Below are 21676 nucleotides of genomic sequence, written 5' to 3'. Positions count from 1 at the left end.
ACACCACACTGCATCAGCTGCCCTGGATTTCCACGTGTCCTTGGCATGGCGTTCGCCTGCGCCAGAATTGCCCACGATGCAATGGATTTCCGGTGACAGTCGCCGGCACGCCCACGAAGTTGCTCACCTGTGCGTGCGGCTTTGACCTTATGAATGAGTCAGCTTCCGCCTTGCAGAGGCAGCCCCACCCCACTGCTGCGGCGTACTTACAGGCCTACCTCAACTGGTGCGCGGAGCAAAGGCGTACAAGTCGGCTGATCGTAACTCCAGGAACGCACATTGATCCCAGCAGGATTTCCAGCCTTGTGGACCTCCCTCCTGGCCTGGCGCTACGCCAGGCCAGGAGGGTCTGCAACGCTAAAAGGTACAGACTCACGACACACCTAGACCAACAATCACCACCAGCAGGCGCAGACACAGCACGACGCGCAAGCCATACGGACCTTGAGGACGACTCAGACCCAATCCTCCGTCACATTGACCAGAATGCGGCCAAAGGTTCCCGACGAGGTCGATCAGATCAGTCCTTTAGCCATCAAGGTGAGCGAATCGCCGGAGCTCAGGATCAGCCGGCTCCGGATGGATGGAGCAGCTACGCCGCGACGAGGTCAGGTGGGCGCTATCGAGGTATTCACCCCAACCACTTGAGCTTCGTAGATGAGCTCTTGGACAAGTTCAGCCATTCCAGCCCACGACTGGTGGGCAACGCGGAATTCGATCTACGAGTGAGATTGGCGGTGCTCGCCCAGGGCTACGCGGAGGGCATTCTCCTCTCGGAGCATGAGGGCAACTTGAGCGCGCTTCCGGAGCGCTATAGATCGCCCGCTCCTATTGCAATTTTGCACACGAGCCATCCACCTGAATTGCGCGTGGCGTTCGGATAGCACAACCCTGAGCAAAGGCATCGATCACCCTTCCCTAGATTTCTGACGCGCGGCTCCGCTGCCGAGATGGTGAAGCCGCCTGTTTGCGCCTGGAAATGGACAGATGGGAACTTGCCCCCCCCCCCTGGATGGGCCAGCGCCCTAGCCTTGCCGTCGACCGACTTGGCCCGCGTCGTGAAGGCTTTGGGTGCCAGCCCTCGGCCTGCCCAAGTCTCCCCGATGGGTTGGGGGCCACTCTGCCGGGCTCTCGACCTTACAGCACCCAGTAGCGACCTTCTGGGCACGCGCCGGCTTGACGTCGATGACCTCCCCGATCGAATCGGCCCCATCTATCCACCCCTCCCCCTCGCCTAGGGCCGGAAGATGGAATCTCGTTGACCAGAAATCCATGCTGAGCGCCGGTATTCGGTCGAGCAAGACTTGAAACTGAGGCGGCGACTGGCCGCTGAGAATACTCTTGCGTGGACTCATCGAACCATCGCCGCCAATTTGCTCAGGATTACCGAGGACGACCCGCCGCGCGCTTGCGCGATGGCCCAGGGCGTCAGGCCTGCAGTCGCGCAGTCGCGCAGGAAGCCTGCTTTCGGAAGACGCCTCTGGATTTCACCCGTCTCGTGACTAGGTCGAGGCGGACTCAGTGAGGTCACTTTCTTGGCACAATTTACAGATGCTTCAACTTGGGGCGTCACGCGCCCGACTTGTGCAACACTCGGTGTCAGCGAGCCAGCGCGATGCATGCTCGATCTCAGCCCTCCCCCCCCCTATTCCGCGTCCCACCCGCACCGCGAAGCGGGGCTGACCTAAAGGACGAAATTCGTCGCCGAAGTAGTGAGCTCGCACTTGGAAGTTCTGATTGATGGGGCTGCGGGAGGGGCATAGAATCAAGCTGAATGTCCAAGGGCTGTTGAGTACGGCGGCCGTGGGCTAAAGGCCCTCAAGCCAATGGGGGCAAATTATTTTTACAATGGAGATAGTATGAAAGAAGGGAATTCAGGCGTCGCAAAAGGCCCGACTCTGATCAAGGTTGAGAGCGTATCTGCCTACGTCGAGCAGGTGCGGGCTATAGTTCAGAACGAAGATGGTCCCGTCTGGATGCGAGGACAGTCTCAGGCAGCCCACAGGCTATTGCCGTCTGTCTTGCGGGAAACTATTCCCCTGATTGGACCGCGAGGACAGGCACTGGTAGGCAACGAGACCTTCCAAGCCAGTGGCGTCATAGACACCGGGCCAAATCCTGAGCGGATGCTTGAAGATTTTAAGCGGAGAGCGCTCCCATTTATAACAAGCGTACCGCGCAATGACTTCGAATGGCTGTTCCTTATGCAGCACCATGGGGTCCCTACCCGCCTACTCGACTGGACCACGAACGCTCTGGTTGCGCTCTATTTTGCAGTCGATGGAGTTCGGAGCGCAGCGCCAAGTCAATCCGTCTCGAGCGATCCAGATGACTCCGTCCAAGAATTTGACAGAAACTCTGCGGCCGTGTTTCTGATGAACCCGGAAAGGATCAATGCAGAACTGCATGTGGACGTGACCACGCCTGTGGATGTGGCGCAGGATTACGAAACTTGGCATCCGTACACGAGGCCTATGAGTAGCGCAAGCGAGATGAGCACGTACGCCCCACTCTGCATTCTAGCGCCGCAAATCTCGCCACGAATTCGCGCGCAGGCCGGCCTATTTTCACTACACGGTTCAAATTTGGAGCCACTCGATTACTACACAGTCACGCGGCCTCTAATCACCAAGATCCTAATCCCTAATGATGCGGCGATCAGAATTCGCCAAGAACTACACATCCTCGGGATCACCCCGTCCTTCGTCTTCCCGGACCTGGACGGTGTCGCACGCGAGGTGAAGGAGAACGAGCTCCGGGCCTTCGGTCAGGAGCGCAGAGTCTATCTGGCGAGCTTGTCGGAGCGCGCGAGCTAAGTGCGGCTTCTGCGACCTCAGCAAGGGGCGATGTCGGCGCGACCACGGTCGCGCTTTGAGCGGGCAGAACGCTTTCGAAGTCCTTGGAGAATTGCAACTTGCAGTTCAAACGCTCGTGAAATTGCTTGCCGAAGGTTCGCAGGCAACGATTCTCCCGGCGCTAAGGCACATACGAGACAGTGAGTTGATTTAACTTGAGGATCGCCTCGATGTCCATCTCGGCGATGAGGCGGGGGCGATGAAAGCGGCGGATACCGGAACGTCCGGGCGCTCATATTCTGCCGAGTACAGAATCTGTGGAACTACCGACGATACCTGGCGGAAGAGTCTCCCTTTCTTACTCATCATGGCGATAAAGGCGCTCAGTTCGAGCGCGTGCTGGTTGTGATTGACGACGAGGAAGCCAACTGTCTGCAGCACTCTTACGAGAAGTATCTCGGATACACGCAGTTGTCGCGAACTGACGATGAGAACATCGCTGCTGGGAGCGAACCAGTCCTTGATCGAACCCGCAGACTGCTCCACTTCTGCTGCTAGCGCGCAACGAAAGACCTAGCGGTGGTTGTCTTCGCTTCAGATGTTGAAGTCACAAGGGAAGCGATCGAGGCCAGAGGGGCGTTCCCCCGAGAGGCGATTCGAGGTAGCGACGCTCTCGAGTAGCTAACGACGTGGATCGAGCATCTCTCTTTAAGGCTCTCGATCTCAATTGAGAATGTGCGAAGCCACGCATCCACACCATAGCGACGCGCTCGCACCAATGTCCAACCTGAACCGCAGGCAGAGCTCAGAACTGGCTGGACATCCGTGTACTACGTCAGAGGGCAGGAGCCCGCTCCGGCCCAGGAATAGCGTCGCGTTACATTGGCATTGCTTCAAATTTGGCGCACTGCATTGGCAATGCACCAAATTCATTGCAGAGCATTGCTCAATGTCCAACTTGCTAGCAGTGATCCATGCGCCATCTTAGTGCATCTCGAGGACCCCGCCCTTACGAATCAACAAGATAGGATTGATAAACTCCAAGCGTGCAACACCATCACGCCGGTACTCGATGCGCTTCGGGAAGTCGTTCTGCGGGTTCTCGAACACCACCCAGTTTGCGCCATGGTCGGCAATGACGAATGTCGTCGGCGCCACGCCATTGGGCTGCACATGCAGGCCAGCCGCTTTGCCTGCCGGCACCAGGCGCATGTACTCGAATGACTCCATATCACCATGACTCAGCGTGCGCGACATGCCAAGCAAGGCGCCGCCGGCCTCGGGCAGCCAGACCTCATCAAGCCTGCGCTCTTCGGTACCGCCACACCAATGCCCGGCCAGCCAGTCGAACTCGGCCGGTGCGGCCATAGCCGCGCCACTTCCCAACGCCAGGCCCGCGCCCAGCACCGCCACCTTCGACTTCAACATGTCCTGACCTCCTGGATGGGTTGGCTGCAGGCTAGCGGCACGGCCACCGAGGGCGCTTGTAAAAACACGCAGGATGGCGTCCGATGCCGCATGGACTACCGCGAGCACCCTGCCCCCGACGACCTCCGCCGTCACGTCCAGTGCATCTGGTGGCTGCAGGACGACGCACCCGGGAATGACGTGCAGGTCATCTATCCCGATGGCCGCTGCGAGCTGCTGGCAGAGCTTGGCATACCCTTGCAGCTGCATGGCGCAGATGGCCGTATCCGTTCCGATCTACCGTTCTGTTTCGCGGCACAGCAGTCAGGGCCAATCCGTTTGCAGGCCGCTGGTGCGGTGTTCTGCATCGGCGTGCGGCTGCAGCCGGCCGCGAGCGCCTTGATCGCCGGTGCCCGCTTGCCCGGCCTTCGTGACCAGGCTCCGGACCTGTACACGCTGGATGCTTCCTTTGCCGAGACGTTCAGTGCAGCCGCACGCGCCAGCGCGGCTGCCAGCACGCCCGAGCCCCTCTGGCAGGTCCTGCGGGATCGTTGTGCCAGCTTCGTCCTGGACGAACGCGTCGAACAGGCCGTTGCGCAGCTGGATGCAATGGAGGGCGATCTGCGCATCGCCGAACTGGCGCGACGGCTTGGCATGTCCCTGCGCGGCCTGCAATCCCGCTTTCTGGCCGCGGTGGGCATGCCCCCGAAGGAGTACGCCCGTGTGTGCCGTCTGCAGGCGATTCTGCAAACCCTGGATGGAGAAGCCACCAGCATTGCCACTGCAGCCGCACGCCATGGCTACAGCGACCAGGCCCATGCCACGCATGACCTTGTCCGCTGGACCGGGGTCACGCCCGGCCGGCTGGCGAATGCCCTGCGTGGCGATCGTGGCAGCGACGATGCACTGCGGTTGGCTGCCGCCTTCGTGCGCGGAAGCAGTAGCGGTCACTCACGATAGGCGGGCCCCACCCTCCTGCCCTGCTCCAGTACAGAATCCATCAGCCAGCGCTTCCCGCCGCCCGGATCTGTTTCCCCAGCTCGCGGATCCGCGCCTCACCCGCCTCCAGCGCCTGCGGGCTGGTATGGACCGAGTAATAGCCTGTTGCCAGCGGATACGGATGCCGTGCTGCGGTACCGAACACGAACTCGGTGTCCTCGCGGGCGAAGAACGCGACCTCCTGACCGCCTTCCTCGAAGACCACCAGTTCACCTGCACCGATCGCTTCGGGCACACGCAACGAGCCCACGCTCACGGCGGCCCAGGCCACGTCATGCCCGGGCGGCGGTTCGAACCGCCACGATTCTCCCGCCCGCAGTTTCACCGAGAAATAGTTGATCGGTGCCGGTGCATCGATGGGGCTGCGAGCCGCGCCGTACGCTCCCAGCAGTACGGTCACCGGGCCTTCGCTGCGGATCTGCTCGGGGCCGAAGTAGCGGCTGAAAGGTGCAGCCAGCTCCAGTGCAGGTGGCAACGCGAGCCACAACTGGAAGCCGCGCAGCCGATCGGAATCGCCGAATCCGCCGCCGTGCCAGGCACCATTGCCGGCCTGCATCCACTCCATCCAGCCGGCCTCGATGCTGCCCTCGCGCCCCTGGTCGTCTTCATAGTCGACCGCCCCTTCCAGTAGCCAGGTGAGCGTGGCGATGCCCGAGTGCGGATGCAGGCCAAGCGCAGGGGAGTCCGCGCGCGAAAGATCGCGGGCATCGATAAGGTCGAGGAAGACGAACGGCTTGAGGCGCTCGCCCAGATCGGAAGGGCTCACCAGCCGGGTGATGGGCCCGTGGCTTCGGCCGCGGGTGCGATGCACGATGCGGCGCACGGAGGCGACCGGAGAGATTGTGGTGGTTTCGGAAGTGTGGACGGCAAGCATGATGTGGTCTCCTTGGAAGCAGGTTTCGAACGTCGCGGCGACGTCGTACGTCCAAGGTAGGCACTGAGCACGCACGGCAATAGCCGGCCAGTGCGGATTTCATTCCTCCATCGCTGGAGCAATGGCTGCCACGCGTGGAGGCGGCAGCGCCTGCAGCTCAGGTGTTTTACCAGTTGCCCTGCAGCAGATGGGTCATGGCGAAGTCGACAAACGCGCTGGCGGCGCGTGGCAACTGTCGCCGGCTCTGGTAGACCACGAACAACTCCAGCCCATCAATACGGTAGTCGGGCAGCACCTGGACCAGCTTCCCTTCCCGCAGCGGCTGCGCCACCATTGCCTCGGTCAGCAGCGCGATGCCCATGCCGGCCACGCAGGCCTTGGTCAAGGCCAAGGCCGAGTTGGCGCTGAATCGCCCGCGCACTTCGACCTCAGCGGGGCCATCCGGCCCCATCAAACGCCACTGCGTGCGCCCTGAGCCCGAGGGCACGGCGATACAGTCGTGCGTGGACAGATCCTCCAAGGCACTGGGCGCTCCGCGGCTCTCCAGGTAGGCCGGGCTGGCCACCAGCACTGCACGGTTGTTGCCCACCTTGCGCGCGATCAGTGTTGGTCCAGTGACTGCACCTCCACGGATCGCAACATCGATGCCGTCAGCAACCAGGTCGGCGCGTGCATCGTTGAGCACGAACTCCAGGCGGACCCGTGGATGGGCCTGCAGGAATGACTGCACCCACTCCAGCTGGAACCAGTTGAAGAAATCCACCGGCGCGGCGACGCGCACCTTTCCCACCGGCACCTCGCTGCCCTCGGAAAGCTCCAGGGTGGCGTCCGCCAGCGCTTCGATCTGCTCCACGCTGCGCGCGTACAGGCCCTCACCGGCATCGGTCAGGGTCAACTTGCGGGTGGAACGATGCAGCAGCCGGACACCCAGCTGCTCTTCCAGCTGCTGGATGCGCCGGCTGGCAGTATTGGAGGGCATGCCGATCCGGCGCGCGGCCTCGGCGAAGCTGCCGGCCTTGGCCACCTGTACGAACAGGGCCACATCATTGAGATCGATCACCCGCGGACTCCATGCAGACGACCTCCGGTACGGAGGCCCCTGCATTGTGTTGCAAATGGTGTCGCCGCGCTCGGCGCAGCGCCCTGCCCTCATCGGGTCTTGCGCGCATCCAGGCTGAACCGGCCTGCGCCGTTGGCGGCCAGCATCAGGAATGCACCGGCAATGGAGACATTCTTGAGGAACATGATCATCTGCGTCTGGTCAGCGACGTTGTTGTGGAACAGGAAGGCGGTAGCCAGCGTGAAGCCCGCCAGCAGCACAGCGACGATCCGGGTCTGCCAGCCGGCAATGATCGCCAGCGCGCCACCGATCTCCGCCAGGATCACCAGCGGCAGCATCAGCGCGGGGACGCCAACCGAGGCCATGTACCCCGCTGTTGCCTCATAGGCACTGAGCTTGCCGAAACCTGACATCAGGAACAACGAGACCAGCAGGAGGCGGCCGAGCAGCTCGATCGCACCCAGCACGCGGATGGAGGATGAGGCAGCAAGCGTTGTGGAGTAAGTGGACATGTCTGTGTTTCCTGGAAGTGTGTTCGAAAGAGAGGGAAGACCGTAGCGGCGGGAACGGCGACGACGTCTTCGCTGCCAGCGGAACGCACTCTAGACGGGCCACCCGCCCCTCCACTAGCCGACGTAAAGGGAATTCACCCGTCCATGGGTGGACGAATCACGGCCATGCGGAATTGCCCTCATCGGTGGACGAATGAAATCCGTTGCGACCGGCTAGTGGGGCGAAACACGCAGAAATAGAGTGCGGCCGTGGCCCATGGCACGACCTTCGCCGGGCCCGTCCCTCTCTTTACTGCGAGAACCAGCATGAAACTCCTGCACATTGATTCCAGCATCCTTGGCCAGCAGTCGGTTAGCCGCCAGCTCACCGCCCAGCTCATCGAAGCTGCCCGCCAGCAGCATGGCGACGTGAACGTGACCTACCGCGACCTCGCCCTGGCGCCGGTTGACCACCTCGCCCCGCCCCACCTCGCAGCCGCTCAGGGCGCTCCCATCGAAGCCGGCACCCTGCAGCAGGATGTGGCACTCGGCGCCAACGATCTGGAGGCGTTCCTGCAGGCGGATGTCGTCGTCATCGGAGCGCCGATGTACAACTTCAGCATTCCCAGCCAGCTCAAAGCCTGGATCGACCGCATTGCGATTGTCGACAGGACCTTCCGTTACACCGCACAGGGGCCTGAAGGCCTGGCAGGCGGCAAGCGCGTGCTGATCGCCTCCACCCGGGGCGGCATGTATGCCGGCGATGCGCCGGGGGCGGCCATGGACCATCACGAAACCTACCTGACCAGCCTGTTTGGCTTCCTCGGCGTCACCGACCTGCACTTCATCCGGGCCGAGGGACTGGCAATGGGAGACGACGCGCGGGCGCAGGCACTGCAGCACGCCCAACAGGACATCGAGCGCGTCTTCGCCTGATATCTGTGCCAGTGGCGGTACATGACGCCACGGCACGCCAGGTATCGAGGCCCAATGGACAGCGATATTCCTGGCTACAGGAACCGGTGCATCACATACACGTCAACCAGGCCCAGCTCCCGATGCCGGAACGCCTCCGGTAGCGTCCCGACCACCGCAAACCCCAGCGTGCGGTACAGCGCTACCGCCAGCGTGTTGGTACTGACCACGTAATTGAACTGCATGGCCAGAAAACCCTCCGATCTGGCTCGATCAAGACTGTGCTCCACCAGCGCCCGGCCAATGCCGCGACCTTGCACCCGAGGATCGACCACATAGGTGGCGCTGGCCACATGCGCACCCAGGTCCGGGAAGTTGGCGCCCATCTTGTACATTCCGACCACCCTGTCTTCCAGAACGGCCACATCGGCTGTCTGCAGCCCGAACCAATGGCTTCGAAAGGTTTCGGCCTCGAATGTGCGGCCAAAAGGCAGCGCGTACCCGGTCGCAATAGCGGCCTTGAAAATCGCCCACATGGTGTCGAAGTCGTCTGCGGTGGCGGCTCGGATCTCCATGCGACTCCTGCAGATCTGGGGTGAGAATCAAGGCGGACACTAGCAGAACCGCGCTGCGGCCCGTGCCTGCTTCACGCGCCACCGCCATCAGTTCCGCAATAGTTGAGCAAATTCCGGCCTCTAGAGCAGTACATGCCCCCTACTCCCGCGCGCATTCCACACCGGTTCCGCCGATGGCGCGTCGCGGGCCGCATCCTGCTGGGTGTTTACGCTCTCTATCTTCTGGCCGGCAACATCTTCCTCAATACCCCGTTGTTCGACCAGGTCACCAACCGCAAGCCGCAGAAGTTCGTGATGACTACCGGCCCGGCTATCACGCTGCTGCCCGGCCACGTCATTGCCTGGAACGTGCACATGCGCGGTCACGTAAATCACACCGTCTACGTGCTGCACGCCGAGCGCGCCAGCGCCCGGTTGGCCGTACTGCCCCTGTTCCGCCGCGAAGTGCGGGTTCCCCGATTGCAGGCCACAGGCGTATCGGCCGAAATCAGCCGCGTCGAGGACGCCATTCCGTCACCGCCGCGCAGCGATCAGGGCTGGACCCTGCGCTTCGACGCCATCCACAGCGACAGCATCCGCAGCGCCCGGCTCGGCAAGCTGTTGATCATCGGCAAGGGCCAGGGAACCGTCGGGTTCCTCAAGCAGCTGCGCGGCGGCCCGTCCGAACTGTTCGACTCCGAGGTCTCGTTCAGCAAGGCAGACACCAGCTATGACGGTGTGCAGCTGCTGGGCGACATGGATCTGACCGCGCGCTTCAGCTATCCGCGGCACTATCGCGACCAGGCGCCCGGCCTGGCCAAGTTGAAGTTGCTGCGTGCGCAGCTTGATGTGGACGCGCGCAGCCAGGGCTTGCGCATGGATACGGACGCGCAGACGCCCCGCATCTCCAGTTCTCCGGTTCCCGGTCGCCTGCAACTGGCGGTCCACCTGTTGGACGGCCAGTTGCAACCTGGTGACCACGCGCTCTGGCAGGTTCCGCTCTACCTCGGCGACGGCGCACCCGATCGCGGCGTGCTGGCCCTGCAGCTCAACGTGGCCAACGACCTGCGCCTGCAGGCCCGCCTGCCGCCACGCCCGGATTCGGCCGCTGGCATCGATGCCGACCTGCACATCACCGGGCGCGAGATTCCATTCCAGCACCCTGCCCAGCTGCTGGAACGCAGCTCCGGCACTGTGCGCGGCGAATGGACCTTCACCTCGCTCAACTGGATCCCTGCCCTGTTCGTACGCAAACCGTGGCTGCAGCTGGATGGCGGCGGCACGCTGAAGGCGGATCTACGCCTGCGCAATGGTGAGCTGATCGAAGGCAGCACCGTGGACATTCCGTCGGCCGAAGCGGTGGCCGAAGTGGCCGGCGTGCGTCTGGCCGGCACGGCCAGCGCGCATGGCGAGCTGAAGGCCGGGACACCCACTCAGGCACAGCTGGCGATCCGGCTGCCGCGCTTCACGGCGCGCCCCACTGACGCCAAGGACGTTCGCTTGTTTGACGGTCGCGACCTAGCCGTGGACCTCACGGGCGACGGCCGTCTGCAGGAACTGCGAAAGGGCGTTCGCGCACGGCTGCGCTTCAGCGAAGCGACCATCCCGGACCTGGCCGCCTACAACCGCTACCTTGGCTCTCAACAGGTGCGCCTGCTGCGCGGCACCGGAATCCTGAGCGGCGACGCCATGCTCGACACCGATGGTCGCGTTGGTCACGGCACTGCCCGCCTGCAGGGTCGAAACGCCAGCGCGAAGGTAGCAGGCCTGGACATGGGCGGCGACGTCGACGTGAACGCCACGCTTCGGCGCGGCGACTTCAACCAGCGCCATTTCGATCTGTCCGGCAGCACGGTGGAGCTGCGCAACGTGCAGGTGGCCGGCAGCGAGCGCGCGAACACGTGGAAGGGACGCATCGCCTTCAAGCGCGGCCGCATCGATGCACAATCGCCGTTCCAGGTGGATGCGACGACCGACCTGACCCTGAGCGATGCACGGCCACTGCTGGCACTGTTCGCCGAACGCACCGATTACCCACGCTGGACCCTGTCGCTGCTGGATTCCGGGCAGGTCGATGCGCAGGCAACGCTGCGATGGCGCCCGGGTCATCTGGTGATCGATGGCCTGCAGGCCGAAAACGATCGTCTTTCGGTGCGTGCGCGGCTGGATCTGCTGGAACAGCGCAAGCGTGGTGATCTCTACCTCCGCTGGGGGCTGCTGGGCGCCGGCATCGAGCTGGATGGCGACCATCGCCAGTGGCATCTGGCCAAGGCACGCGAGTGGTTCGATCAGCAACCTTCACTCTTGCCGACGAGCCAGGGAACTGGCGCCGCCAGCTCTTCGGACTGAAGGCGCCCGTACCGCATCCATCTGCCGCGCTCGTACGTATGTGTCGGCACACGTATTCAGGAGATGCACGCAATGAAGAGGAGCACGCAAGGAGTTGGCCTGCTGGGCTGGATCGCGATCACGTTTGCCGCCGCTGCGCTGGGCGCTTGGGCCTCGACGTCAGCCGCCAGCTTCTATGCCAGCCTCGTGCTGCCCTCCTGGGCGCCGCCGGCCCGTGTGTTCGGTCCGGTGTGGACCCTGCTCTACGCGATGATGGCGATTGCGGCGTGGCTGGTCTGGCGTGAACGCGGCTGGCGCGGCGCCCGCCCAGCACTGTCGCTCTATCTGTTGCAGCTGGCCATCAATGCACTATGGAGCTGGCTGTTCTTCGGCTGGAAGTTTGGCGCGCTCGCCTTCGCCGACATCCTGGTACTGATCACGCTGGTGTGCACGACAATCGTTGTATTCGCGCGCATCCATCGCGGTGCCGCGGCGATGCTGCTGCCTTATCTGGCCTGGATATCGTTCGCCGCTGCGCTGAACTTTTCGGTGTGGCAGGCCAATCCGGCGGCACTGTGAGCGCTCTGATTTCCTCAAGCCTGCGGTAATCAGGCCACCGGGTCGCCTTCGCCAGCGGCGATCCGGTTGATCTGAGCGCACTCCACCGTCGCGGGCGGGTTGCTCATGCCGGCCAGCGCGATCATCGCCTGGCCCAGTGCAAGATTGCTGGTCACCAGCCCAGGGGTAATCACCCCTGCCAGTTTCATCAGCGGTGCACCGCCCCAGTACAACGGCTTCAGCGCGGCATGCCGGGTACCGGTGCCAGGCACCGGGCGGACGCCACCAGGGCGTAGCATGACTGCCCGGATCGATAACGCACGCAATGCCTGCTCGGTTTCGCCCTTGATCCGCAGCGGCATGATCCGACTTTGCGGGTCCGCGCCTGCGCCAGACACATACAGGAAACAACCGCGGGGATTCGCAGCGGCCCAGGCGCACGCGACGGCGAGCGTGGTATCCAGGGTCACCCGCCGGTACTCAGCCTCGGCAGTGCCCACAGGTGGCGCGCCTGCGCAGTACAGGCAGGCGTCGTAGCCAGCCAGATCATCGCGCTGCTCATTGATGCGCAGGAAGTCCGGCACTACCAGTTCGTCACCGGGGCCGGCAAGGCTGCCTCGATGCCGGACCAGAGCGGTCAGGCTGGCAACCCTTGGCGAAGCCTGGCAAGCCATGGCCACGCCCTGCCCCACCAGCCCCGCGACACCGGTCAACAGCACGCGCATTTCCTTCATCGTGCTCACCGCAGCACCCCGTTAGAGCTTCACGAAACGCTGGATCTTCCGCGCCAGCCAGCCGCTGAACACCAGCGGTGCGTCCAGTGCGGATACGCAGATGCAGGGCACGCCCGGCGCCGTCACCGGCTGGTGCTCCACGTCTCCATCCAGATCCGCCATGTCACCCGGCGCAAACAAGCCCAGAGCATCGTTGTAGGAGCCGCGCAGGATCTGGGTCAGCTCGCTGCGGCCATGGCTGTGCATGGGCAGGCATTTGCCGGGCGCGATCTTCAGCATGATCAGTGAAGGCATCTGTTCGGCGCGGATGCAATGCACCCCCGGCGCCATCCAGCGCCAGCGCAGGCCACTGAGCGAAGTGCCGAAGTAAGGATGCAGCGACGCCGGCAGATGATCGGGATCCGCTTCAGGCCGCTCTGGCGGCACTGGACGTACCGGCGCTGCAACGCTGACGGGCGACTCCGTAGTCAGGCGCCGCAACATCGCATCGCGAAGTGCAGTCCGGTGCGCGTCACCGCCGCTTTGCGGCGGCTGCGTCTGCTCCAGCAGCACCGAGCCGATCACCTCGGCATCCCGCAGCCGCTGGCGGCATTGCGGGCACTGCTCCAGGTGCGTGCCGGCAACAATGCTCAGCGGCGCCGGCAGCGCGCCCGCGGCATAGCTCATCAGGGTGGATTCGTGAAGGTGGTGGTGCGGATTCACAGCGCGCCCCCCACCTTGGATTGCAACTGCAGGAACGCGCGCCGCAGATGCGATTTGACCGTGCCCAGCGGCATTCCCAGCGCTTCGGCGATCTCGCCGTGGCTCTTGGCCTCGAAATAGGACATGCGGACCAGGCGCGCCTGCACCGCAGGCAGCTCATTGATGCGCTGGCGCAGCCGGGCCTGGTCAGCGAACTGCTCGGCGCTGCTGCGCTCGACCACGTCTGCCGTCGCTGCGTACTCCACCGCGGCCTGCACCTGTATCCAGCTGCGCTCACGCCGTACCCGGTCGATATGCAGGTTGCGCGCGATGCGGTACAGCCAGGTACTCAGCGCTGCCTGCGCCGGGTCGTAGTCGGCTGCGCGCAGCCACAGCCGCAGCAGGCACTCCTGCGCGAGCTCCTCGGCCACTGCCTCGGGCGCACCCAGACCGCGCAGATAGACACACAGGCGCGGCATGAAATGATCGTAGATGCGCATGAAGCAATCGCGGTCGCGCAGCCGCGCCACACCGTCCATGTCACTGGCCCAGTTCGTCGGCTCGCTGTTCGGCTGCTGGGAACTGGACACGATGCGTACGCTATCGAAGTTGAAGGCGGGGCTGGCGGCGTCAGGGTACATCTGCGTTCGCGGCGGGCAGGTGAAGGTCTGTTCTCTCTACGGCTGGGGGCACCATTTGGATGCAGCCAGCGCCGCGCATCCAGCCAGCCCTCTGCACCGTAAGCCCTGAGCCCCCTTCCGGATGCCCCTCATGCGCACCATCTGGCTGTTGCTCTGCCTGCCCTGCACCGCACTGGCCAGCCCTTGGCTGCGCATCGAAGGTGTTGCCACCACGCCGCAAGGGGCTGCCGCCTATCGGGAGGTGCACTGGCAGCGCTCCGCCCAGGACGGCTCCGAGCGCTGGGTGCTGTACCAATGCCCGGATGGGCGACCCTTCGCACGCAAGCACCTGCCCGCCACCTCGCAGGCACAGGCGCGCGGCTACACCCTGGAGGACAGGCGCAGCGGCCAGGCGGCGGAGGTAGTGGCCGACGGCGGAACGGTCGTGGTCGGCTGGAAGGAAGCGGTCGCCTCCGCTCGGCGCCAGCGTCGCCTCACCCTGCCGGCAGACGCTGTGATCGACGCCGGATTCGATGCGGCAGTGCGCCTGCACTGGCAGGCCTTGATGCGTGGTGAGCGCGTCTCGCTGCCTTTTCTGGTGCCGGCGCGGCAACGTTTCTACCCGGTCCAGGTGGTGCACAGCGGGCCGCTGCGCTGGCAAGGCATCGATGCCCAGTCCATCGAGGTCAGCCTCGACACCTGGTATGGCGGCATCGCGCCACGCCTGTCGCTTGTCTATGCGAGCGCAGACCGGCGACTGCTGGAATTTCGTGGTACCAGCAATCTTCGCGATGCGCGGGGCGGCTACCCACAGGTGGTGGTGCGGTTTGCATCTGCGCCGCGTGAAAGCGCTGCGGCTGAGTGGCAACGGGCCTGGACGCAACCGCTCGTTGCCGACTGCGCCGTGACGCCCAGGTGAATCGGCAACGATCTGCACGGCAGTGCATCCATTCTGTGTTCTGGTGCGTAGATGAAGACACGACTCCAGCCGAGATCCGTCATGGCTTCTGTAGCGCCCCTTCCCCGCCGACGCCACCGTCTCCTGCGTACATTGAAGCGATGGATCGACACCGGCAGCGGTGCAGATGCCAGCGCGGGCCAGCCGGGCCGCATTGATTGGTTGCGCGCGGTGCCATTCGCATTGATGCACGCAGCCTGCCTGGCGGTGATCTGGGTCGGCATCTCGTGGACCGCGGTGATCGTGGCCGTTGCACTCTACGCAGTGCGGATGTTCGCGATCACCGCGTTCTACCACCGCTACTTCTCGCACCGCACCTTCCAGGCGTCGCGACCAGTGCAGTTCGTGTTCGCGGTGATCGGTGCCGCCAGCGTGCAGCGCGGGCCGCTGTGGTGGGCCGCCCATCACCGCCACCACCATCGCCATGCCGACCAACCCCTGGACCCGCACTCACCGCGCGAAGGGGGTTTCTGGCGCAGCCACATGGGCTGGTTCCTGACCTGTGAAGCCTTCGCCACCGATCTTTCGCGGGTGCCAGATCTCGCCCGCTTCCCGGAACTTCGCTGGCTGGACCGTTTCGATACCGCGGTGCCGGTGCTGCTGGCCGCCGGCCTCTATGCACTGGGTGCCGCGCTTGAACGCTGGGTACCCGCGCTGCACACCTCCGGACCGCAGCTGCTGGTATGGGGCTTCTTCATCTCCACCGTGGTGCTGTTCCATGCCACGGTCACCATCAATTCACTGGCGCACCAGTTCGGGCGCCGCCGCTTTGAAACCCGCGACGACAGCCGCAACAATCTCTGGCTGGCACTGCTCACCTTCGGCGAAGGCTGGCACAACAATCACCACTTCTTCCCGGGCACGGTCCGCCAGGGCTTCCGCTGGTGGGAGATCGACCTGACCTGGTACGGACTGCGTGCAATGTCCGCGGTCGGCCTGGTCAAAGGACTCAAGCCGATTCCCGAATGGGTATTGGCCAAGGCGAGGTACTGACATGCGCATCGCGACCATCGGCTCCGGCATTGCAGGCCTGGCCAGCGCCTGGTGGCTGCACGGCGAACATGAAGTCACGCTGTTTGAAGCCAATGACTACCTCGGCGGGCATACCCACACCCATGACGTGCAGGTGGGCGGCCGGCGCATGGCCGTGGATACCGGCTTCATCGTCTTCAACCCGCGGCACTATCCGCTGCTGACCGCCTTGTTCGATGAGCTGGACGTGGCCTCGCAGCCGACCACGATGAGCTTTTCAATGCACAGCGAGCGCAGCGGCGTGGAATACAACGCCACCTCGCTGGACGGCCTGTTCTGCCAGCGCCGCAACCTGCTGTCGCCGCGCTTCTGGGGCATGCTGGCCGACCTGCGCCGCTTCTACCGCGATGCGCCGCTGCTGCTGGCGGAAGACCAGGGCCCTACGCTGGGCCAGTACCTGCGCGACCAGCACTATGGTGACGCCTTCATCGAGGAGCACCTGCTACCGATGGCGTCGGCGCTGTGGTCTTCACCAACCGCCACCGTGATGGACTTCCCGGCCCGCTATCTGGCCCAGTTCATGGCCAACCACCAGATGCTGCAGATGACCGGGCGTTCGCCGTGGCGTGTAGTCAAAGGCGGCTCTGCGCGCTATATCGAAGCCCTGCGCGCCCGCTGGCAGGTGCGCGAACGACTGGAGTGCCCGGTGCATTCGGTCGAGCGCACGCCCTGGGGCGCGCGGGTGCACAGTACGGCCGGCGTGGAAGGCTTCGACGAGGTGATCCTGGCCTGCCATAGCGACCAGGCACTGGCGCTGCTGGGTGACGCCGATGCCATCGAGCGCGAGGTGCTCGGTGCCATCCGCTACCAGCCCAACGAAGCCGTGCTGCACACCGATGCATCACTGCTGCCGCGCGAGCGCAAGGCCTGGGCCGCCTGGAACGCGCACGTGCCGCGCGACCCCGCCGCGCCGTGCACGGTCAGTTACTGCATGAACCTGCTGCAGGGCCTGCCCGGTGACACTCCGCTGGTAGTGACCCTCAACCGCAGCGAGGCGATCGACCCGGCCAAGGTGCTGCGTACGCTGCACTACGCGCACCCGGTACATGACCATGCCGCAGTCCGGGCGCAGCAGCGCTGGGGCGAGCTGCAGGGCCGGCGCCATACCTGGTTCGCCGGTGCCTATTGGGGCTGGGGCTTCCATGAAGACGGCATCCGCAGTGCCCGACGTGTGGTGGACGCACTGCGTGCCTGCGAACCGCATCGATTGGCGCCGGCGTTCGGCGAGGTCGCCGCGTGAGCGCCAGCGCACTCTATATCGGGCAGGTGATGCATCGGCGCCATCACCCGCATCCGCACGCCTTCCGCTATCCGGTCGCACAGCTGCTGCTGGATCTGGATGAGCTGGAGACCGTGTTCGCACGACGCTGGCTGTGGTCGGTCAACCGGCGCAACCTGGCCGAGTTCCGCCGCAGCGACTACTTCGGCGATCCCGCGCAACCGCTCGCCGATGCCGTGCGCGACCACGCCGCGAACACCCTCGGCCACCGCCCCTGCGGGCCCGTGCGCCTGCTCACCCACCTGCGCTTTGCCGGCCACGTGTTCAACCCGGTCAGCTTCTACTACTGCTACCAGGCTGACGGCAGCACGCTGGACTGCATCGTCGCCGACATCACCAATACCCCATGGAAGGAACGCCACGCATACGTGCTGCCGGTATCGACCGCGCTCCATGAGGGCGCGTCACTGCGCTGGCAGTTCGACAAGTGCTTCCACGTCTCGCCATTCATGGCAATGGATTGCCGCTATGACTGGCGGTTCAACGCACCCGACGAGGACCTGCGCGTGCACATGCAGGTGTGGCGCGACGGCGTGCGCCAATTCGATGCCACCCAGTCCATGCAGCGGCACCCGCTGGACGGACGTGGCCTTGCGCGCGTCCTCGCCTGCTATCCGTTGATGACCACCCAGGTGGTGGCCGCCATCCATTGGCATGCGCTGCGCCTGTGGCTGAAGCGCAACCCGGTGCACGACCACCCTTCCCTTGCCGAGAAACCACGATGAACGAGATGAATCCCTCGGTAGCCCTGCCACAGCCGGGCACGCTCGACGTTTTCCTGCGCCGCCGCCTGCTGGCGCAGCTGGCGCCCCTGCGCGACGGCCGTCTGTGCGTGCGCGATGCGCTCGGCGAGGTCTGGCTGGGCGAAGCCCGCGGTGATCTGCAGGTCACGGTCACCATCGACGACCCGGCGTTCTACCGAAAAGTGGCTGCACAGGGCAGCGTCGGCGCTGGCGAGAGCTACATCCACGGCGACTGGCACTGCGATGATCTGGTGGCCCTGGTGCGCCTGCTGGTACGCAACCGCGATCTGCTTGACAGCATGGAGCACGGCCCCGCCCGCGTGGGCGGCTGGCTGCTGCGCGGCTGGAACCGCCTGCGCCGCAACAGCCGCGAAGGCAGTCGTCGCAACATCGCGGCGCACTACGACCTCGGCAACGATTTCTTCGCGTTGTTCCTGTCGCCGGACCTGATGTACTCCTCGGCACTCTTCGCCGATGACAGTGAATCGCTGGAGACGGCATCGCGACGCAAGCTGGACCGCATCTGCCAGCAGCTGCAGCTCAAGCCCGGCGACCACGTGGTCGAGATCGGCACCGGCTGGGGCGGTTTCGCCGTGCATGCGGCCCAGCACTATGGCTGTCACGTCACCACCACCACCATTTCCGCCGAGCAGCACGCGCTGGCCACGGAACGTGTAAAGGCTGCCGGCCTGCAGGGTCGGGTCACCCTGCTGATGCAGGACTACCGGGACCTGCAGGGGCGCTACGACAAACTGGTGTCGATCGAGATGATCGAAGCCATTGGTGCCGAGTACCTGGACACCTACATGGCCACGCTGCAGCGCCTGCTGAAGCCGGACGGCGTGGCGCTGCTGCAGGCCATCACCATCGAGGACCAGCGCTACGAACAGGCGCGGCGCAGCGTTGACTACATCAAGCGCTACGTATTCCCGGGCAGCTTCATTCCCTCGATCAACGCGATCATGGCGGCCAAGACCCGGGCCAGCGACCTGCAGCTGATCGCGCAGCAGGATTTCGGCCATTCCTACGCGCTGACCCTGCGCGCATGGCGTCATCGCTTCCTCACCCAGCTGCCTGCGGTGCAGGCGCAGGGCTTCGACGCGCGCTTCTGCCGTCTGTGGGAGTTCTATCTGGCGTACTGCGAGGGGGGCTTCCTGGAGCGTTCGATCGGCGTGTCGCATCTGTTGCTGGCGCGTCCGGGCCATCGACCGATGGCGGTGGCGAGCGATGGCCACTGAAATGCGCCGATTCTGGGCCAACCTCATCGGCAACCAGCTGGTCTGGCTGTGCGCGGTGGCCGGTGCCGGCCGTGGCTGGCAGTGGCCAGCGCTGTTCGCGGCAAGCCTCTACGTGGCCAGCCAGTTGCTGACATCCCCCAAGCCGGGCGTGGACCTTCGCCTGTTGCTGGTTGCGCTGGCCTGCGCCTGGCTGGTGGATGCCAGCGCAGCGGCCAGTGGCATGGTGCGCTATGCGGCGGCATCGCTCGGCTGGGCACCACCGCCGTGGATCATGGCGCTGTGGGCCGCGTTCGCGATGACGCTGACTACTTCGATGCGTTTCCTGCTGCGGCACCCCGCATTGCCGATCCTGTTCGGCCTGCTGCTCGCGCCACTGGCCTATCTCTCGGCCTCCCGGGGTTTCGATGCGGTGCAGTTCCGGGCGCCCGCCTGGCAGGGGCTGCTGGTGCTTGGCCTGGGCTGGAGCATTGCTCTGTCGCTCCTGTGTGCCGCGGCCCGTCGTTGGTCGCAACCTTCAGACCACTCGCCACTTGCCGGAGCATCGTCATGATCAATCCAGGATGGGTGCTGCTGTACGCAGTAATGGTAATGAGCTGGGGCTGGGCCTGGCAGCGTCGCCACACCAACATCGGCGTGGTTGATGTGCTCTGGGCCAAAGGCGTGGGTGCATCGGCGCTGCTGCTGGCACTGCTGGGCGATGGCGCGCTGATGCCACGGCTCGCGCTGGGGCTGCTGGGTGGACTGTGGGGAAGCCGCCTGGCCTTGCATCTCTGGCACCGGGTCCGTCACGAACAAGAGGACGGTCGCTACCGTTATCTGCGGGAACACTGGCACGGCCACCAGGGAAAGATCTTCGGCTTTTTCATGGCGCAGGCGCTGCTGATCGTTCTGTTTGCCCTGCCCTTCGTCGCCGTGGCGGCCAATCCGAGGCCGGGGCTGTCGCTGTGGGTGGTTGCCGCCGCAGGCGTCTGGCTGCTCAGCGTCGGCGGCGAGGCGCTGGCCGACCGGCAGCTGGCCCGGTTCCGGGCCGACCCGGCGAACAAGGGCCTGACCTGCCGCCAAGGACTCTGGCGTTACTCGCGCCACCCCAACTACTTCTTCGAATGGCTGCACTGGTTCAGCTACGTGCTGCTGGCGGTGGGCTCACCACTGTGGTGGCTGGCGTGGTCCGGCCCGCTGCTGATGTATGTATTCCTGCGCTATCTGAGCGGCATTCCGTTCACCGAGAAGCAGGCTCTGCGTAGCCGCGGCGAAGACTACCGCGAGTACCAGCGCAGCACGTCGATGTTCTTTCCCTGGTTCCCCCGCACGTCCAAGGAGCATTCCGCATGAGCGCGATCCCGTCACTGAATCCGGCCGAAGATGCGGAGACCGGGCTGATCGCCTGGGCCGAACGCGGACTGGTGCCCGATGCGGCGCTGCGTGCGGGCATCCGCCGCTTGTGCGCGCAACGCCTGCATGAGGAAAGCGAGGGCGGCATCGAAGGCCAATCGGCACGCTTCAGCCGGCGCATCGCCGAGCTGGCCGACAGCCCACTTGCGCTGCATACCGAAGCGGCCAACCGCCAGCACTACGAAGTTCCCGCGGCCTTCTTCCAGGCCTGCCTGGGCAAGCGCCTGAAGTACAGCAGCTGCTACTACCCCACTGGCCGCGAGACGCTGGACCAGGCCGAGGACGCCATGCTGGCGTTGTACGGCCAACGCGCCGGCCTGGCCAACGGCCAGCAGATCCTTGAACTCGGCTGCGGCTGGGGCTCACTGACGCTGTGGATGGCCGAACGCTTCCCGCAGGCGCATATCACCGCCGTCTCCAACTCGCACAGCCAGCGCCAGCACATCATGGCGCAGTGCCAGGCACGCGGCCTGGGCAACGTCGAGGTACTGACCCGCGACGTCAACGAGCTTGAGCTGCCGACGGCACAGTTCGACCGCTGCGTGTCGGTGGAGATGTTCGAACACGTACGCAACTACGAACGGTTGCTGTCGGGCATCGCAGGGTGGCTGAAACCGGATGGCGCGCTGTTCGTGCACATCTTCGCCCACCGCACGCTGATGTATCCGTTCGAGACCAGCGGCGGCGACAACTGGATGGGCCGCCACTTCTTCACGGGCGGGCTGATGCCCGCCGCCGACACCCTGCTGCACTTCCAGCGCGACCTGCGGCTGGAACAGCGCTGGCTGCTGGATGGCAGTCACTACCAGCGCACCGCTGATCATTGGCTGGCCAACCAGGACGCCGCCCGCGAAGAGGTCATGCCTGTACTGGTCGCCACTTACGGTCAGGCCGCGGCAAAGATCTGGTGGCAGCGCTGGCGGATGTTCTGGATGGCCTGTGCCGAGCTGTTCGGCTACGACGATGGCCGGCAGTGGCTGGTGGCCCATTACCTGTTCCGCCCACGCTGAGGTGTGAC

The 21676-nt window shown here is 64.7% G+C and carries 21 protein-coding genes; 13 read left to right on the top strand and 8 right to left on the bottom strand.

Annotation, left to right across the window (positions count from 1 at the left end; all coding sequences use genetic code 11):
• Nucleotides 1-1859: 1859 nt before the first annotated feature.
• Complete coding sequence (locus tag AC3ITW_RS10735; RefSeq protein WP_164171444.1) at nt 1860-2816, top strand: FRG domain-containing protein; 957 nt, start codon at nt 1860-1862, stop codon at nt 2814-2816.
• Nucleotides 2817-3779: 963 nt separating this feature from the next.
• Here AC3ITW_RS10735 and AC3ITW_RS10730 read toward each other — a convergent pair.
• On the bottom strand, nt 3780-4223 hold the full coding sequence (locus AC3ITW_RS10730; RefSeq protein WP_489390340.1) for a DUF6265 family protein: 444 nt from the start codon (nt 4221-4223) through the stop codon (nt 3780-3782).
• A 90-nt stretch (nt 4224-4313) separates the two neighbouring features.
• Here AC3ITW_RS10730 and AC3ITW_RS10725 point away from each other — a divergent pair, with 90 nt between their 5' ends.
• A complete protein-coding gene (locus tag AC3ITW_RS10725; protein WP_100434627.1) occupies nt 4314-5162 on the top strand; it encodes a helix-turn-helix domain-containing protein in 849 nt (282 codons plus the stop codon).
• A gap of 40 nt (nt 5163-5202) precedes the next feature.
• Here AC3ITW_RS10725 and AC3ITW_RS10720 read toward each other — a convergent pair whose 3' ends face one another.
• The 3 genes from AC3ITW_RS10720 to AC3ITW_RS10710 form a co-directional block, all read right to left on the bottom strand.
• The gene (locus AC3ITW_RS10720; RefSeq protein WP_006367022.1) at nt 5203-6075 is read right to left on the bottom strand and encodes a pirin family protein; all 873 of its coding nucleotides are present in this window, start codon (nt 6073-6075) and stop codon (nt 5203-5205) included.
• A gap of 166 nt (nt 6076-6241) precedes the next feature.
• Entirely contained in the window at nt 6242-7135 is an 894-nt protein-coding gene (locus AC3ITW_RS10715) for a LysR family transcriptional regulator (RefSeq protein ID WP_012511031.1), read from the bottom strand.
• Between the two features lie 89 nt (nt 7136-7224).
• Nucleotides 7225-7647, bottom strand: a complete 423-nt coding sequence (locus tag AC3ITW_RS10710) for a DoxX family protein (RefSeq protein ID WP_006367019.1) — start codon at nt 7645-7647, stop codon at nt 7225-7227.
• A gap of 306 nt (nt 7648-7953) precedes the next feature.
• On the opposite strand from AC3ITW_RS10710, the gene AC3ITW_RS10705 reads away from it, so the two are divergent.
• Nucleotides 7954-8562 (top strand): FMN-dependent NADH-azoreductase, encoded by a 609-nt coding sequence (locus AC3ITW_RS10705; RefSeq protein WP_006367009.1) that lies wholly within the window; start codon nt 7954-7956, stop codon nt 8560-8562.
• Nucleotides 8563-8636: 74 nt separating this feature from the next.
• Here AC3ITW_RS10705 and AC3ITW_RS10700 read toward each other — a convergent pair whose 3' ends face one another.
• Nucleotides 8637-9116 carry a GNAT family N-acetyltransferase gene (locus tag AC3ITW_RS10700; protein WP_489390339.1) on the bottom strand — a complete coding sequence of 160 codons (480 nt, stop codon included), beginning with the start codon at nt 9114-9116 and terminating at the stop codon, nt 8637-8639.
• 132 nt (nt 9117-9248) lie between these two features.
• On the opposite strand from AC3ITW_RS10700, the gene AC3ITW_RS10695 reads away from it, so the two are divergent.
• Nucleotides 9249-11444, top strand: coding sequence for an AsmA family protein (locus AC3ITW_RS10695; protein ID WP_489390338.1), 2196 nt, complete (start codon nt 9249-9251; stop codon nt 11442-11444).
• Between the two features lie 72 nt (nt 11445-11516).
• Nucleotides 11517-12002: a TspO/MBR family protein gene (locus AC3ITW_RS10690; RefSeq protein ID WP_006367003.1), complete on the top strand. Its 486-nt coding sequence runs from the start codon at nt 11517-11519 to the stop codon at nt 12000-12002.
• Between the two features lie 29 nt (nt 12003-12031).
• Here the strand turns inward: AC3ITW_RS10690 and AC3ITW_RS10685 are convergent, their stop codons facing one another.
• Genes AC3ITW_RS10685 through AC3ITW_RS10675 form a run of 3 tightly spaced genes read right to left on the bottom strand, consistent with a single transcriptional unit; the run spans nt 12032 to nt 14037 of the window.
• On the bottom strand, nt 12032-12715 hold the full coding sequence (locus AC3ITW_RS10685; protein ID WP_012511028.1) for a Rossmann-fold NAD(P)-binding domain-containing protein: 684 nt from the start codon (nt 12713-12715) through the stop codon (nt 12032-12034).
• Nucleotides 12716-12736: 21 nt separating this feature from the next.
• Nucleotides 12737-13417, bottom strand: a complete 681-nt coding sequence (locus AC3ITW_RS10680) for a ChrR family anti-sigma-E factor (RefSeq protein ID WP_041864517.1) — start codon at nt 13415-13417, stop codon at nt 12737-12739.
• Nucleotides 13414-14037 (bottom strand): sigma-70 family RNA polymerase sigma factor, encoded by a 624-nt coding sequence (locus tag AC3ITW_RS10675; RefSeq protein WP_489390337.1) that lies wholly within the window; start codon nt 14035-14037, stop codon nt 13414-13416. The genes AC3ITW_RS10680 and AC3ITW_RS10675 overlap by 4 nt, the downstream gene beginning before the upstream one ends.
• A 130-nt stretch (nt 14038-14167) precedes the next feature.
• On the opposite strand from AC3ITW_RS10675, the gene AC3ITW_RS10670 reads away from it, so the two are divergent.
• From AC3ITW_RS10670 to AC3ITW_RS10635, 8 genes are all read left to right on the top strand, one after another.
• Entirely contained in the window at nt 14168-14935 is a 768-nt protein-coding gene (locus AC3ITW_RS10670) for a hypothetical protein (protein WP_489390336.1), read from the top strand.
• 81 nt (nt 14936-15016) lie between these two features.
• Nucleotides 15017-15967 (top strand): acyl-CoA desaturase, encoded by a 951-nt coding sequence (locus AC3ITW_RS10665; protein WP_489390335.1) that lies wholly within the window; start codon nt 15017-15019, stop codon nt 15965-15967.
• A 1-nt stretch (nt 15968) separates the two neighbouring features.
• Nucleotides 15969-17246, top strand: a complete 1278-nt coding sequence (locus AC3ITW_RS10660; protein ID WP_489390334.1) for an NAD(P)/FAD-dependent oxidoreductase — start codon at nt 15969-15971, stop codon at nt 17244-17246.
• Complete coding sequence (locus tag AC3ITW_RS10655) at nt 17243-18010, top strand: DUF1365 domain-containing protein (RefSeq protein WP_012511023.1); 768 nt, start codon at nt 17243-17245, stop codon at nt 18008-18010. The genes AC3ITW_RS10660 and AC3ITW_RS10655 overlap by 4 nt, the downstream gene beginning before the upstream one ends.
• On the top strand, nt 18007-19266 hold the full coding sequence (locus tag AC3ITW_RS10650) for a class I SAM-dependent methyltransferase (RefSeq protein ID WP_489390333.1): 1260 nt from the start codon (nt 18007-18009) through the stop codon (nt 19264-19266). The genes AC3ITW_RS10655 and AC3ITW_RS10650 overlap by 4 nt, the downstream gene beginning before the upstream one ends.
• Before the next feature lies 1 nt (nt 19267).
• The gene (locus AC3ITW_RS10645) at nt 19268-19816 is read left to right on the top strand and encodes a DUF2878 domain-containing protein (protein ID WP_032970222.1); all 549 of its coding nucleotides are present in this window, start codon (nt 19268-19270) and stop codon (nt 19814-19816) included.
• Nucleotides 19813-20598, top strand: a complete 786-nt coding sequence (locus AC3ITW_RS10640) for a DUF1295 domain-containing protein (protein ID WP_154354729.1) — start codon at nt 19813-19815, stop codon at nt 20596-20598. Before AC3ITW_RS10645 ends, AC3ITW_RS10640 begins: the two co-directional genes overlap by 4 nt.
• Nucleotides 20595-21668: an SAM-dependent methyltransferase gene (locus AC3ITW_RS10635; RefSeq protein WP_489390332.1), complete on the top strand. Its 1074-nt coding sequence runs from the start codon at nt 20595-20597 to the stop codon at nt 21666-21668. Before AC3ITW_RS10640 ends, AC3ITW_RS10635 begins: the two co-directional genes overlap by 4 nt.
• Nucleotides 21669-21676: the final 8 nt, after the last annotated feature.

This window comes from Stenotrophomonas sp. KH_052, assembly GCF_057838755.1.
This window is presented reverse-complemented; position numbering and strand designations above follow the sequence as displayed.

What these genes read in the sequence shown, in the direction of transcription:
- AC3ITW_RS10665 (WP_489390335.1), top strand. Translation starts at nt 15,017, where the DNA reads ATGGCTTCTGTAGCGCCCCTTCCCCGCCGACGCCACCGTCTCCTGCGT.
- AC3ITW_RS10685 (WP_012511028.1), bottom strand. Translation starts at nt 12,715, where the DNA reads ATGAAGGAAATGCGCGTGCTGTTGACCGGTGTCGCGGGGCTGGTGGGG.
- AC3ITW_RS10725 (WP_100434627.1), top strand. Translation starts at nt 4,314, where the DNA reads ATGGACTACCGCGAGCACCCTGCCCCCGACGACCTCCGCCGTCACGTC.
- AC3ITW_RS10695 (WP_489390338.1), top strand. Translation starts at nt 9,249, where the DNA reads ATGCCCCCTACTCCCGCGCGCATTCCACACCGGTTCCGCCGATGGCGC.
- AC3ITW_RS10670 (WP_489390336.1), top strand. Translation starts at nt 14,168, where the DNA reads ATGCGCACCATCTGGCTGTTGCTCTGCCTGCCCTGCACCGCACTGGCC.
- AC3ITW_RS10650 (WP_489390333.1), top strand. Translation starts at nt 18,007, where the DNA reads ATGAACGAGATGAATCCCTCGGTAGCCCTGCCACAGCCGGGCACGCTC.
- AC3ITW_RS10635 (WP_489390332.1), top strand. Translation starts at nt 20,595, where the DNA reads ATGAGCGCGATCCCGTCACTGAATCCGGCCGAAGATGCGGAGACCGGG.
- AC3ITW_RS10735 (WP_164171444.1), top strand. Translation starts at nt 1,860, where the DNA reads ATGAAAGAAGGGAATTCAGGCGTCGCAAAAGGCCCGACTCTGATCAAG.
- AC3ITW_RS10730 (WP_489390340.1), bottom strand. Translation starts at nt 4,223, where the DNA reads ATGTTGAAGTCGAAGGTGGCGGTGCTGGGCGCGGGCCTGGCGTTGGGA.
- AC3ITW_RS10675 (WP_489390337.1), bottom strand. Translation starts at nt 14,037, where the DNA reads ATGTACCCTGACGCCGCCAGCCCCGCCTTCAACTTCGATAGCGTACGC.
- AC3ITW_RS10700 (WP_489390339.1), bottom strand. Translation starts at nt 9,116, where the DNA reads ATGGAGATCCGAGCCGCCACCGCAGACGACTTCGACACCATGTGGGCG.
- AC3ITW_RS10705 (WP_006367009.1), top strand. Translation starts at nt 7,954, where the DNA reads ATGAAACTCCTGCACATTGATTCCAGCATCCTTGGCCAGCAGTCGGTT.
- AC3ITW_RS10690 (WP_006367003.1), top strand. Translation starts at nt 11,517, where the DNA reads ATGAAGAGGAGCACGCAAGGAGTTGGCCTGCTGGGCTGGATCGCGATC.
- AC3ITW_RS10720 (WP_006367022.1), bottom strand. Translation starts at nt 6,075, where the DNA reads ATGCTTGCCGTCCACACTTCCGAAACCACCACAATCTCTCCGGTCGCC.
- AC3ITW_RS10640 (WP_154354729.1), top strand. Translation starts at nt 19,813, where the DNA reads ATGATCAATCCAGGATGGGTGCTGCTGTACGCAGTAATGGTAATGAGC.
- AC3ITW_RS10660 (WP_489390334.1), top strand. Translation starts at nt 15,969, where the DNA reads ATGCGCATCGCGACCATCGGCTCCGGCATTGCAGGCCTGGCCAGCGCC.
- AC3ITW_RS10710 (WP_006367019.1), bottom strand. Translation starts at nt 7,647, where the DNA reads ATGTCCACTTACTCCACAACGCTTGCTGCCTCATCCTCCATCCGCGTG.
- AC3ITW_RS10645 (WP_032970222.1), top strand. Translation starts at nt 19,268, where the DNA reads ATGCGCCGATTCTGGGCCAACCTCATCGGCAACCAGCTGGTCTGGCTG.